The 13670-nt window shown below is 39.7% G+C and carries 14 protein-coding genes; 7 read left to right on the top strand and 7 right to left on the bottom strand.

Translation table 11 applies throughout. The features are described from left to right. Positions 1-77: 77 nt before the first annotated feature. From serS to CAL6303_RS08410, 6 genes are all read left to right on the top strand, one after another. Entirely contained in the window at positions 78-1361 is a 1284-nt protein-coding gene (gene serS / locus CAL6303_RS08440; RefSeq protein WP_015197422.1) for a serine--tRNA ligase, read from the top strand. Between the two features lie 131 nt (positions 1362-1492). Further along, complete coding sequence (locus CAL6303_RS08435) at positions 1493-1849, top strand: DUF705 domain-containing protein (RefSeq protein ID WP_015197421.1); 357 nt, start codon at positions 1493-1495, stop codon at positions 1847-1849. A 165-nt stretch (positions 1850-2014) separates the two neighbouring features. Next, a complete protein-coding gene (locus tag CAL6303_RS08430; RefSeq protein ID WP_015197419.1) occupies positions 2015-2341 on the top strand; it encodes a hypothetical protein in 327 nt (108 codons plus the stop codon). Between the two features lie 5 nt (positions 2342-2346). Continuing rightward, the gene (locus CAL6303_RS08425) at positions 2347-2967 is read left to right on the top strand and encodes a Uma2 family endonuclease (protein WP_015197418.1); all 621 of its coding nucleotides are present in this window, start codon (positions 2347-2349) and stop codon (positions 2965-2967) included. Between the two features lie 632 nt (positions 2968-3599). Continuing rightward, positions 3600-3866: a hypothetical protein gene (locus CAL6303_RS08415; protein ID WP_015197417.1), complete on the top strand. Its 267-nt coding sequence runs from the start codon at positions 3600-3602 to the stop codon at positions 3864-3866. Positions 3867-4114: 248 nt separating this feature from the next. Further along, on the top strand, positions 4115-5455 hold the full coding sequence (locus CAL6303_RS08410; RefSeq protein ID WP_015197416.1) for a sensor histidine kinase: 1341 nt from the start codon (positions 4115-4117) through the stop codon (positions 5453-5455). Positions 5456-5592: 137 nt separating this feature from the next. On the opposite strand, the gene cpdA is transcribed toward CAL6303_RS08410, so the two are convergent. From cpdA to CAL6303_RS08380, 7 genes are all read right to left on the bottom strand, one after another. Beyond that, positions 5593-6390, bottom strand: coding sequence for a 3',5'-cyclic-AMP phosphodiesterase (cpdA, locus tag CAL6303_RS08405; RefSeq protein WP_015197415.1), 798 nt, complete (start codon positions 6388-6390; stop codon positions 5593-5595). 390 nt (positions 6391-6780) lie between these two features. Then, a complete protein-coding gene (locus CAL6303_RS29830; RefSeq protein WP_144051013.1) occupies positions 6781-7008 on the bottom strand; it encodes a hypothetical protein in 228 nt (75 codons plus the stop codon). 173 nt (positions 7009-7181) lie between these two features. Continuing rightward, positions 7182-8114: an FTR1 family iron permease gene (locus CAL6303_RS08400; protein ID WP_015197414.1), complete on the bottom strand. Its 933-nt coding sequence runs from the start codon at positions 8112-8114 to the stop codon at positions 7182-7184. Between the two features lie 248 nt (positions 8115-8362). Next, the gene (locus tag CAL6303_RS08395) at positions 8363-9406 is read right to left on the bottom strand and encodes a ComEA family DNA-binding protein (RefSeq protein ID WP_015197413.1); all 1044 of its coding nucleotides are present in this window, start codon (positions 9404-9406) and stop codon (positions 8363-8365) included. Between the two features lie 179 nt (positions 9407-9585). Further along, positions 9586-10539 carry a multicopper oxidase domain-containing protein gene (locus CAL6303_RS08390; RefSeq protein WP_051036780.1) on the bottom strand — a complete coding sequence of 318 codons (954 nt, stop codon included), beginning with the start codon at positions 10537-10539 and terminating at the stop codon, positions 9586-9588. A 336-nt stretch (positions 10540-10875) separates the two neighbouring features. Next, positions 10876-11235, bottom strand: a complete 360-nt coding sequence (locus CAL6303_RS28405; protein WP_015197411.1) for a FeoA family protein — start codon at positions 11233-11235, stop codon at positions 10876-10878. Positions 11236-11568: 333 nt separating this feature from the next. Next, positions 11569-12162 (bottom strand): chromophore lyase CpcT/CpeT, encoded by a 594-nt coding sequence (locus tag CAL6303_RS08380; protein ID WP_015197410.1) that lies wholly within the window; start codon positions 12160-12162, stop codon positions 11569-11571. 169 nt (positions 12163-12331) lie between these two features. Here CAL6303_RS08380 and CAL6303_RS08375 point away from each other — a divergent pair, with 169 nt between their 5' ends. Continuing rightward, positions 12332-13534 carry a tetratricopeptide repeat protein gene (locus CAL6303_RS08375; protein WP_015197409.1) on the top strand — a complete coding sequence of 401 codons (1203 nt, stop codon included), beginning with the start codon at positions 12332-12334 and terminating at the stop codon, positions 13532-13534. Positions 13535-13670: the final 136 nt, after the last annotated feature.

Genomic DNA, 13670 nt, shown 5'->3' with positions numbered 1-13670 from the left:
AACCCTGTAGAGACGAGACATGTCGCGTCTCTCTCTATGTATTTAAAATTATTCAAAAAAATATCGAGAAAAAGTAAGTGTTAGATATAAAACAGATCCGGGAGAACCCAGAATTAGTCCAGAAACGATTAAGCGATCGCGCTGAGTCAACTTTTGAGATTCAACCCATATTAGAATTAGATACTAAGCAGCGGGAATTGGAAGCTGCAAAGAACAAAATGCAGGCTCGTAGTAACGAAATTGCCGAGTTAATTCCCCAAAAAATTAAAGCTGGTTCTGATCCCAAGGGTGAGGAAATCTTCGCGCTACGTGAAGAAGGAAAAACTGTTAAAGCTCAAGTTGCCGAAGTTGAATCCCAAGGTAGGGAAATTAAAGAGCAAATTTATCAACTTCTCCTCGCACTTCCCAATTTACCCAGTGAATCCACACCCATTGGGAAAAGTGAAGATGATAACGTCGAAGTTAGACGTTGGGGTGACGAATACCTTCCCCAAAACCCACAAATTCTCCCTCATTGGGAAATTGGTGAAAAAATGGGAATTCTCAACTTTGAACGCGCTGTCAAAGTTGCCCAAAGCCGCTTTGTTACCTTAGTTGGTGCAGGTGCAGCTTTGGAAAGAGCATTAATTCAATTTATGCTCAATACCCACATTGCTACTGGATATATTGAAATTGCTCCACCAGTTTTAGTTAATACCGAATCCCTCACCACGACTGGGCAATTACCGAAGTTCGCCGAAGATAGCTTTAGATGTGCTGAGGATGATTTATGGCTAGCAGCAACCGCCGAAATCCCCGTTACCAACCTCTATCGCGGTGAAATTATCGCTGCTGAAGAATTACCCATCTACCACTGTGCATACACACCCTGCTTCCGTCGAGAAGCTGGTAGTGCCGGAAGAGACACCCGTGGATTAATTCGCTTACATCAATTCAATAAGGTGGAATTGGTAAAATTTGTCCATCCCAGCACCTCCTTTGATGAATTGGAAAAACTCCTCAACAACGCCGAAGCAATTCTCCAAGCTTTAAAATTACCTTACCGAGTCATTGACTTATGCACAGGTGATATTGGTTTTAGCTCCACAAAAACCTACGATATTGAGGTTTGGTTGCCTTCCTCTGGTAAATATCGGGAAATTTCCAGTTGTTCTAATTTTGTTGATTTCCAAGCACGTCGCGGAGACATTCGCTTTAAGGAAGCAGGTAAAAAGGGAACCCAGTTTGTTCACACCCTCAATGGTTCCGGTTTAGCAATTGGACGCACAATGGCGGCTGTTTTAGAGAACTATCAACAAACTGATGGCAGCATCAAAATCCCTGAAGTTTTGCAACCATTTATGGGACGCGACATTTTATAGTTTTGAGATTGTTTAAAGATGCGGGAATATATAGCGAGACTTTTCTTAGAATTTTACATATCTTAGAAAATCTTTCAATATGGAAGGAGTTCAGACAACTTTGAATTTAAATAATCATCGGAATTAAATGTGTGCAACAATTCACTATTTATATTGATGTAGATGATACGCTTATACGTACATGTAGTGGTAAGCATATTCGTATTCCGGCAACGATAAACCATATTAAAGAACTTAAACAACAAGGTGCTATGCTTTACTGCTGGAGTTCCGGCGGAGCAGATTATGCGCGAATGATTGCTGAAGAACTTAATATATCAGACCTATTTGTCGCTTTTCTACCAAAGCCAAATATGTTACTTGACGATCAAAATGTAAATGATTGGAAATATTTAATCCAAGTTCATCCAATATCCATACCTTGTGATTCTAAAAGTTTAGATGATTATCGACAACAACTTATTGATAGAGCATCTAGATGTTTTTAATTGGAAGTAAAGTCCCAATTGTAGGTTTGGTGAAGCAAAACCCGACAAACCCGGTAAAAGTTGGGTTTCGCTCCGCTCTAACCAACCTACAATATATTCAAGTATTTTGCGTGGATTCATTAAACTAGAAAACATAGCTACAATTCTGAGATTAAGAATCAAGCAATGGAAGGGATAAAAGTAAAAATTATTGAAGTTGCAACAAAAATAATCAATGATGACATAGATTTATTATACGGATGTCGTACATTGGTAAATCTTGAAAGGTATCTGGAAGATTCACCAAATGAATTCTTGATATTAAGAGGAATAGATTCTGAAACAGATATTTTCCCTATTGATCAGACAGAAAGAAAACAATGGAATCCAGATAAATTATTAGAGTTAGATAAGGAAAAAAGCGAATATATTGCTTTAGTAAAGAACCAAATAATAGAAGCTTGTAAAACAATAATAACTAGTATGAATAGTTTAAATAAACTCTACGAGTAATTTTTATGACTCCAAAACTACCACTACAAGAGTTATATACCTTTGAAGAATTTATTGAATGTTTCCCCAGCGACGGGAAACGATATGAGCTATACGACGGAGTAATTGTTGAGATGCCACCACCAACTGGTGATCATGAAGACGTTTTGGGTTTTATAACGGAAGAAATTGCAGCCGAATTTAAACGTTGTAAGCTACCCTACCGCATCCCCAAAACGGGTTTAGTTAAACCACCATCAGCTAAATCGGCTTTCATCCCTGATGTCATGATTGTCAACCGCGATAACCTTAAAAATGAACCTTTATGGCAAAAACAATCCACGCTTATTTATCCCGAATCCGTACCATTAGTTGTTGAGGTTGTTTCAACTAATTGGCAAGATGATTATTATAAAAAGTTTGCTGATTATGAAAACATGCTTATTCCAGAATACTGGATTACAGATTATAGAGCGTTAGGTGGACGTAAGTTTGTCGGTAATCCCAAACAACCTACTATCTTTGTATGCGAACTAATTGATGGTGAGTATCAAATGACACCCTTTAGAGGTAATGACCGGATTATATCGCCTACTTTCCCACAGTTGAATCTAACCGCTCAACAGGTTTTTGACTCAGTTATTTGAGTGAACTACCACACACTGACCTATGCCTGCGGCAGGCTAACGCCAACGGTACAGTGTGGGCTTCCCAATTCATCGGGAATAGCCTCCAGAACTCCGTAATTCTATTGGTCTGACATCCTCCAAGGGCAGGAATCCTGGTTCCCAAGACCCAAATCTTTATTCTTGCAACGTATACCTATTAGCTTGGTTTTCGCTTATGGCATTGATGGTCAAGATTCCAATATTCTATCAAAAAAACAAGCGGGATTCTTCATCTATCTCATAGATAATATTTGGAAAAACCTCAAATGTTCTCCGCCCTCACTCGGCTATGCCTCGTATTGATTGAGAACGATTTCGGTTTTTCCCGCCTTATATCCCGCCACTGATTTGGATTACCAAATTCAATGGGGGACTTACGGCGATATAGTTAAAAATTCCCCCATCAACTGGGTTTCTGCACAAAAAATCACACTTGCGCGTATCCCGCTGAACCCCAACATCACCAATTGAGTAAGTAATAAGTAATGAGTAATAAGTAATAAGTTCGTTTTTGAGACAGGGATTCAAACCCCGCCCCAAAAACTATCTGCCTCAAGGCAGGGGCTTTGAACCCTTGTTACTTGGTAAAGAAAAACATATAGAGTGTTTAGATGCACATGATCTCACATTTACCCCTCATCTTAGTTTTTGGTGCCGCAGGTTTCGGGATTGTTTCAATTTTTATTGGCGCTTTTAGACGTTCGATGCGAGAAGACGGATATCGCCGCTCTCCTGGAGTTTATATTGATGGTGGCGTTAGTGATGATTTATGGATCAATTCTGTTGATAACTACCACCCTCATCACGACTGTAGTAGCAGCGAGTTTGGAGGTTTTGGTGACAGTGGTGGAGATGCTGGAGTTGGTTGTGATGGTTAAATAGTGTAGTTATGGAAAGCGATATTTGATTCACTAACTGGGCTAGTGGGTTTGTAAATGCGAAACTGTTAGGTATGCGACTCAGACAAAGGCAGTATTTAAATTTGTCCTACGTCTCTACAATCGTGGTTCTGAGGTTGATCTGATCACTTTGGATAGATATAAAAAATCTGCGAAGAATTTTGTTATTAGTGGGTGATTAAGAGGGAACTTTAACAATATAAATTCTTTTCATTAAAATAAGGGCTATGCACCACAGTTTAGAAGCAACACAACTTACTGGGTTAATACTTGGTGAAAATATTATTATTGCTTGTTCCTATTTTGCCATTTCCTGGGGTGTGGCTTTGGGAATTTGGCGCAATCGGGAAGTTGGTATTGATCCCCTGATAGTTGTGGTTGCTCTTATTTTTTTGAGTTGTGGTTTTGGTCATAGTTTCCACGGTTTACAGGGACTGGGGTTGCCCTATTCCCTAGTTTTACAAACTTTAGCAGACGGCTTTACGGTTATTATCGCTTTGCGATTTTTAAGTTATTATCGGAGCTTTGATTTGCTTGCTCGTTTTAGCCAGATTTTTACATCTAAAATCCAACTGGAAAAAAAGAATGAACTTTTGGAGATAACCACGAAGGAAGCGGAGCAAAAGAATAAACTCTTAGAAATAGCCATGAAGGAGGTGGAACAAAAGAACGAACTTTTGGAAGTAACCATGACAAAACTAAAACAAACCTATACTCAATTAGTTCAACAAGAAAAAATGTCGAGTTTGGGTCAGTTAGTTGCTGGTGTCGCGCACGAGATTAATAATCCGATAAATTTTATCCACGGCAACTTGACTTACGTAGAACAATATGCCGATACATTATTGAATTTGCTGGAAGCCTACCAAAATTATTGTCCAACTCTGCCTATAGAAATCCCAGACTTAAGCGAAGAAGATAATTTAGAGTTTATTCAAGCAGACTTACCGAAAATTATTTCTTCTATGAAAATCGGTACTGAGCGTATCAGACAAATTGTCCTATCATTGCGAAATTTCTCCCGTATAGATGAAGCTGAACTAAAAGCAGTGAATATTCACGAGGGAATTGATAGCACACTGACGATTTTGGAACATCGTCTCAAAGCAAAGCCAGATTTTCCGGAAATTAGAGTTTTGAGAGACTATTGTGATTTACCTAATGTTGAGTGTTTCCCAAGTTCGCTAAACCAGGTGTTCATGAATATTCTGGCAAATGCAATCGATGCATTAGAAGAGGTAAGGTTAAAACCTCAGGTTCAATTAATTCAAGAGGATCATGTCCAAATTATAATTCGGACTTCTATTATTGATGCACGATGGATACAAATTGCGATCGCAGATAACGGAGTTGGTGTTTCTGAAGATGTTCTGCCTCGAATATTCGATCCATTTTTTACGACTAAGGCTATAGGTAAAGGAACCGGAATCGGTATGTCTATTAGTCACCAAATTATTGTGGAGAAGCATCGCGGTAAGCTAACCTGTTTTTCTACCTTGGGTAAGGGAACAGAATTTTTGATTGAGATTCCGCTGAAGCAGGAAATCAAAGTAGTCACGCAAAACTAGATACGAAATTACACCAATTTGAAGAAAGATTTGGGAAGCAAAAACCCCGAAATGTTTGCGCTTACTCCTACTCACTATTCGCTACTCACTACTGACTCCCCACAACGACAACTTTCAACACTAACCTATCTACCTACTTAATATCCCAATGCTGTTAATTCCAATGTCTGCTCAAAGGCAACTCTGGGAACAGAAGTTTCCCAAGTTCCGTTTCCGTGAAGCTTGAGCAAACGAAACCCTGGGTAAATAGGATCGAGGGTAAAATCTTGACTCCCAGGTTGAAACTGAATACAGGTGGATGGTGTTCCCAAATAGCCTACACCTTGACGGTGTTTCTCGAATTCTTGATGAATATGCCCAAATAGTACCAGCTTTACTTTGGGATAAGCATCTAAAACTGCGAATAATTCCTCTGGATTCTGTAATCTGCTACTATCCAACCAACTGGAATTAACTAAGAATGGTGGATGATGTAAGGCAATAAGGGTAGGTATGTCTTTAGTTGCCTTTAATTGGGAATCTAACCAAAAAAGGGTTTCCTGAGATAAATGACCATGCACCTTCCCAGGAACTGAAGAATCAAGTAAGATAAAATTCCAACCACCCCGCTCAAAGGATTTACGCTGGGAAATTAAGCCAAAACTTAAAAATTCCGACATTGCGATCGCATGATCGTGATTTCCAGGTAAGCAGTAGGTTGGTATTTGCAGTGGAGATAATAAGTTTCGCAGATTTTCGTAGGATTCACTTTCCCCATCTCCAGATAAATCACCTGTCAATAATAGTAAATCTAACTCTTGCTCATGCATTTGTAAGTATTCAATTACTGCACCTAGTGATTCCATGGTTGGTACTCCCAGCAGCTTTTGATCCTCATTTGCAAACAGATGTATATCTGTAATCTGGGCGATTGATAATGGGAAAACTTGTTTCATTTTAACTGGTGGCAAGATCTACCACTTTCATGTTGAGCTTTTTTAAAAAAAATCATTATCTAAACCGCAAAGTTAACTATGCTTTTGTCTTGATGATGCATATGTTTTTATACTTATTTTTCAATAATGGATAATCATAGCAGCATCTTGTCAAAAAAAAATCATCTATCTTTAGATAGATATCAATATTTTTATTATGTATTATATAGTACTTGCCTGCAAAAGTATTAATACTGGTATGTTTTGAATTTTAGATGTATATTTAAAAACAATTTTTCGGTCAATTTATTATGCAAATTCTGCTGTAAAAGACAATATGTATTGTGTGGGCTTTAAACCCCTATGGGGCTAGGGAGCATCCCACTTTTTTGCTTGTCATTGCGTTCGCTCTTAGCGTGCGCGATAGCGCTTACGTAAGGTTCGTCGAAGACGTTCCCGTTCCCAGAAGGGGTTGCCGTTCGCGTAGCGTCTCGAAGAGAAGGCTAGGGTAGTGGGGCGTGGCAATCTCATCAACTCGTTAATATTGAAGGTTGTGGGATTACTACCCTGTGGGTAGACACGTAGTGGCTTCTGAAAGTAGCAAGCAACGCCGTTCCTCCATCCTACGAGAGAAGACATAGATTTTGCCCTGAATACTTCCCAGCCTAAAAGTTGGGAACCAATTCTGAGAGCCTCTCTATACTCAGGACTCCTAAATTTTACCTAGAAGGGAACAGAGAGCAGGGAATGGCAAAGATCTCAAAATTGCTTTGAGTTACGAGTTTTCCTCTCTCTATTTTCTCAAATCTGATCTAAAGAGCAACCTTATTTCTTTTTGGGGTGGCATTATTAGAAATATTACGTATATATGTCCCTCCAACCGTAAATAAAAATACAATATATCCAATAGTTTGAACAAGATAGAGGTGCTCTTTATAGCCAAATAAAGCGCTGAAAACTACACCAGGAAAATTTTCTTCGGGAAGGATCTTGGCAGTATTCCAAACCATTGGACCTAAAATACAGGAATGGATTTTTGTAAATCTTTCGTAATAAAAACAAAGACTTGCAGATGCGCGATCAGCAGAAGCAAGGGCGGCTATGGTTTCATCAAAGCGTTGTAGGGTTGTGACGACTAAGCCAGCAACAATAAATACTAAAAAAATGCCCATAACTTGGAAAAATTGCCGAATATTAATTTTGATGCCCCATTTAAACATAAGTACACCGATGGCAACCGCAGTTAACAAACCACCCAAAGCGCCCAAAGCTGGCATAAAACCTTGTTGAAAATTGGCGGCAACAAAAAAAACCGTTTCAAAGCCTTCTCGCAACACGGCAATTAAGACTAAGCTAAAAATTCCCCAGCCAGTATTTTGTGAGAGTGCGTTACCCACAGCACCCTCAACTTGGGCTTTCATAAATCTAGCTTGTTTTGTCATCCAAATCAGCATCCAACTGAGTAGAAAAATAGCAATCAGGCTAAACACAGCTTCGAGGGCAACTTCTGTAACTGATGCATATTGGGGGTTTGCAGCACTGAGGGCTTTGGTTGCCCAAGTCAATAGCATCCCCACAAAGCCGCTAAGGGCAATTCCAGTACCGACCCCGGCATATACCCAAATATTCAGCCGCGATTGCTTGGCTTTTTTGAGTAAAGCTAGCACAATCCCAACTATAAGGGCTGCTTCTACCCCTTCTCGGAGTGTAATTACAAAAGTAGGTAAAGCGGTACTAAAGTCCATTGTTTTTTTTGATTAAATTACTAGTCTGTTCAATGTTAAATAAAAAAAAATTAAGTGCGGTAAGGGATTTGCTTTTTAATAACGTACCAATCTAACCGTAGTTATCATTGGTGCGTGACGCTACAAATACTAATCATTCCAGGATCATATTGTCGTAGCGTCACACACCCTACAAATTGATATTTTATTTTCCCGGAAGTCCCTAAGGAGTAATGAGAATTCAACTTTTCTAACTCCTTTTTGCTAATCTATTTCTGGGCTTGGGTACTTCCTTTATCTATGAGTTTTTGAGATTCTAACTCAATAGTTTTGACAAGTTTAGTCACCTCTTCAGGGGTTTTAACTGCTGCTGCTGGGGGAATAGCTGCGGGCCAGTTTTTAACTAAATCTGCCATTGCGGTGGTAATGGTTTTATCTGCATCTGGGCTATCTTTAGCTACTTGGGCAGAAATTCCTTTATAAAGTTCTTGAGCATAAATAACGAAGCCACGGGAATCTTGATATTCTATAGGTGCAGAAATTTTTCCACCTGCTACGGCTGCTGTATACTCAGAATTAGCGGAATCTAATAATCCATTGATAATTTGGAGAACAAATGCAGGTTTGTTACGTTGCCCTTCTGGTAAAACAGCGATCGCATTCTCCACAGACTGCATAGAAGTCTTAAAATCAGGATTGAGTTTATCTGATTTGGGGTTAGATTTGACCAAATCTTCCAAGCTGACTAAGGTTGTCTTGAATTCCTTGACTTTGCGCTCATTTAGTTGTTCTTCCACATCCACATAGATTTCTTCCACTGGGTGTCCAATATGTGGTTCTGCCTGTTTCGGTTGGTTTTGATCTAATAATTCTTTTGCCACCAACAGGTGTCCTTTCATCAATCCCAATTTCGTCATATAATCTACGTCTTTGGCTTCACCTTCCAAGACAATCTCTTTGATTGTCACCAAATCTTTAATTTGATCAAACTGTGCTTGAGAAATAATCTTCTTAGTTACCAACTCTTCAGGAGATTTGTAAGGACGATTTGCTTGGATTTTATTTGAGAGTGCCGGAATCCCCAACTTCCCTTCTAACTTATCCAATTCTGACAAAATCGCATCGTTAATATTAATCTGCTTCCCACCATGTCCGCTATGTCCATTCTGACTTGCAGCTTCTGTTGCTGGGTTAGTTACACCTGCTACAGGAGATGAGGAAGTTTCAGCAGTTGGTGTGTTGCCATTGCAGGAACTGAGGGAAACGACAGTGCAAGCTGCCACTGCCATAAATATGTAATGAAGTTTTTTCATTTTTGCTCCTGAAGGGTATCTGAAACTAGTGTTGATAATATGACGCTCTGTCGTAGCTTTACTTTTGCATAGAATGACATTTTTTATCAACTAGCTTAGTCAAATATAGATAGAAATTAATAATTTTTCTGATTTGGCTATGATACTGAGTGATTTTATTTGCCTTTTCACTTCTAGCTCTAAGCTTTCTTTCCCTTTACATCCTCTGGAATCACTTCAAATTGCCCCATACAACCATTTTCGGCTATCCAATCTTGGTGCGGGTGAAACATGTACTTGCCGGGATAACGAAAACTAAATTCTAAAATGTGTCTTTCTGCCACACCCATGGTGATGACATCGCTTTTATAGCTAGGAGTCATTGTCATTCCAGTACGGTACACATCAAAGAAGTTTGCGTGCAGGTGAAAAGTTACCGCTGGATCAAATTCTATAATATTGAGAACATATGCCCGAATTAACTGGTTTTGGTAGATAGGAATCGGGTTTTTCATCAAATAATGAGGTAATCCGTTGAAAGCATAAAATTCATTACGGTTATCTTCATTGGGATCATACCCAGACATAATCAAAACAATTTCATCAGCTGGGGGTCTGGCTTTGGGTGGATCTATAATAAACATGCCATACAACCCTTTAGAAATATGTCGGGTGACTGGTTCAATATGGCAGTGATAAAGATGCACACCGTATGGTTCAGCATCAAATTCATAGATGGTTGCTTTATTATTGGCAATTGGGCGCACACCATCCATTTCCGCAGTGTGAACACCATGGAAGTGCAGAGAGTGGGAATGTCCACCTTGGTTAAAAAATAAAACCCGAATTCTCTCCCCTGCTTTTGCCCTTAATGTTGGTCCGGGGATACGTCCATTTAAATCCCAAATATTGTAGCTAACAGCGGTATTGAGTTGAATTTCCGAAGTTCCGGCTGTGAGGCGGAATTCTCTGACTGTACGTCCATTTTCCTTTGTAACAGTCCCATATTCAAAGTCTCGTACCACCTTCATCGGGTTGGTAGCCCCCAAAGATGTGGGTAGTTCTATAGGTGGTATTTTGGGTAACTTCCCTTGGGCATTCAAAGCTTGCCATACGGCGGCTGTAGTCGCTGCACCTGCACCCACCAATCCCATTTTTATTAATTGGCGGCGACTCCACAGCTTTTCTTTGGTTAAAATCAAGATTTTTAAATCCTCAATTCGGTTAATGGGTTAAGAATGGCGAAAGTAAGTAGGTGGGTGTTGAAAATTGTAATTAAGACAAGGCAGTGGGCAGTAGGCAGTAGGCAGTAGGCAGTAGGCAGTAGGGGTAAGGGTTTGAGGTGAGTTTACGTTCTGTTACGTAGTTCGGTTTATTTCTGCCTACTTACTTAGGAATTTGATTAGTGATAAATATTTTCATAAAAATAACGCCGCAGGTGATTGGCAAAATCCCATGAGAGATGTGTCTAAAGTAGCTGAAAACTACTGCTAATATTTAGTGCAAATAACTTTCTGAGCCATACTTGCACCTAAACCAAGGCGATTGTTGGCAATTGAGAATATGACTGATCCGTTGATAATATTTAGGATTTCCAATTCTGCACCCGGAAGCAAGCCCATTTCGCTTAACTGGGATAAGGTACTGTTGGAAGCGTGAATTTGAGCTATTTTTAAGCGTTCTCCCACAGATGCAAGACTTAATGAGAAAGATTGGACTTCTTCTACGTCTGCTTTTTCCCCAAAACTATCTTCTGTTTTAGTAGTTTCTGGTGTCCCTCCGCAATAGGTAAATCCTTTTCCCAGTTGGTTTTGGCTCTTCTGCTCTTGTTTGTGATGAATTTTTGTCATTTTTCTTTGTCAAATTTCTGATAAATTCAAGAGTTTATTTAATCTAAATGAGAATTTATCTTATATTAGCAGAAAGAATAAAGCTGGGTATGGTATATATTGGTGGGGAATATAGAAAATTTAGAATCTTAATTAGAAGATATATTTTCTCTTCTAGATACATGATCAAAAATTGCTACTTATTAGTAATAATTCTAAATATGTTGCGATGAGTTACGATCTGCTGAATGCAGTGTAGGTTTGTCGGATTAGCGATCGCTTTTTGTCACAAAACGGAACCCTAACGCGGGAGAAAAGTTCACACCGCGTTTTACCTTCTTGGCAAAGTAGTTCCTAACCTAATTTGACTTCCTCGGCAAAATTATGCCACCGTCGGAAGTGAAATGCACCAGCAATGGAACCCCAAGCATGTTCGTTGGTTTCTAAATCCCGTCCTCTGTCTAAGCTAAAAAATTCCTGTTCATCGATTTCAAATTCGTTGTCTAGGTAGGTTTCTTTGCCATCGCGCACTACACGGCAACCTTTTCCTGGTTCCACATGACCTTTGAAACTTTTACCAGTCCATTGGACAATCATATTACAACCGGGCATTGGTTTTAATTCGTCCACCGAGAGTTTGGCTAAACGGGACAAATCACGGGATGCACCATAGTAGTTTTGTTCTTCGTTGATTGTGAAATGGGTGATTGCGATGTGATCATTTTCTGTGGTGAGTTTCATCACTCGCATTCTGTAGGGTTGATTCAGGGCAAAATCATAAGCTTGTTCTAAAAATAAACCCACTTCCGAAAATAATTCAAAGGGTAAGGGACGGATACAAACGCGGATGTGGGCAAAAAAAGGTGGATTTTCGTAAGCTTGTTCTTGGTTACTAAAATCAGCGGACATCCACCGTGCTAAGGTGGCAATATCTGTAGAATGTGTCATTTATATAGATTTTTATTTGTACTCAACATCTCACATAAATATTTTAAAGCTTAAGGATGTCAACAGTTACTTTCCCTGCAAGGAAAAGTGCTGGGTTAACTTCGTCAGTTTTACAGGAGAATTTTGAGATAGATGTCGTCATGGTAAATGGTATTATCCCCAATTCCCTATGCTAAATCGTTCTACAATCAGCATCACATTCGCTTTAGTCTTGGTTTTTAGTAATTCTGTACTGGCGGCACCCAAAAAAACACCAACTCCAGATAAGTTTCCTCCTAATCCAATTGAAATTACCACACCTGACCCGTTACTGCCTGGGAATCGGGGGAAACAACCTCTGACTACCCAGGAATTGCGGGAGTTGGAGACGGCTTTGGATAATTTGAACCAGGAAGCAAATACCCTGTTTCAATCTGGAGATAAAATTGGTGCTTTTGATACTTGGAATCGAGAATTACGGTTACGTCGTTATTTGGGTAACGTCTCTGAATTGCAAGCTTTGGGGAGAGTTGGGGAAATTGCTTGGCAAAATAACGAGCGGTTGCAGGTGCAGTATATTACACAGCGGTTGCAAAAAATTCAAAAACAAACCGTCGCGGATACAGATTTAGAGACTTTGCAAAGCCTAGCCCAAGGATATCAAAAAGTGCGATCGCCTAAAAGCGCAATTGAGGTATATGAGCAGATTTTGGGTCGGGTGCGACAACAACCAGGTAGTATGAGTGAGGCTGAAGTTTTGAATGCGATCGCTAACTTGCATATGAGTTGGTTTGATTATGGCAAAGCTGCCACTACCTACCAACAATTGTTGGGGATAGCGACAGCTAAGGGTGAGGGAGTTAACCAAGTTAATTATTTAAAGCAATTGGCTTATGTGTACCAACAAGCTAGACTACCAGAGGAATCGATTAAAATTCAGAATCAGTTAGCTGGGATTTATGCTCAGGATAACCCGATTTTGGTACCCGGAATCAAAATAGCGATCGCATCCGACTACGAACTGTTAGTAAAATCAAACCCGGAACTGTTACCGGAAGTATTTAAGAACTACCAAGAAGCCTATCAGATTGCTTGGGCACAACAGCAGTATGCGACTGCGGGAGAAGCATTGCAAAAGTTGGTGGCAATATATCGTTCCCAAGGACAAATTGATGCGGCGTTGGAAACTAGTAAAATTCTTTTAGAGACAGAAGAAATCGCCGCCGACTTTTATGGTTTGATGGAAGCATACAAGCAGATGGGAGAATTGTACACAGATAAGCAAGATACCGCCAATGCGATCGCATCTTACCAGAAAGGCTTAGAAATTGCGATTCAACTCAACCATCAGCAAGATTACTTTACTCAACAAATCCAAAAGTTATCTTCATAGCGATACTAATCATCGGTTGTGTACAAATCGGCAACCCTGTAGAGACGCGAAATTTCCCTGCGGGTAGACACGGAGTGTCTTCTGCAAGTAGCAAGCTACGCGTCTCTACAACCATCATTTTTATCTTGACAGACCA

The organism is Calothrix sp. PCC 6303 (assembly GCF_000317435.1).
Lineage (GTDB): Bacteria > Cyanobacteriota > Cyanobacteriia > Cyanobacteriales > Nostocaceae > PCC-6303.
The sequence above is the reverse complement of the archived record's forward strand: the minus strand, read 5'-3'. Positions and strand labels throughout refer to the sequence as shown.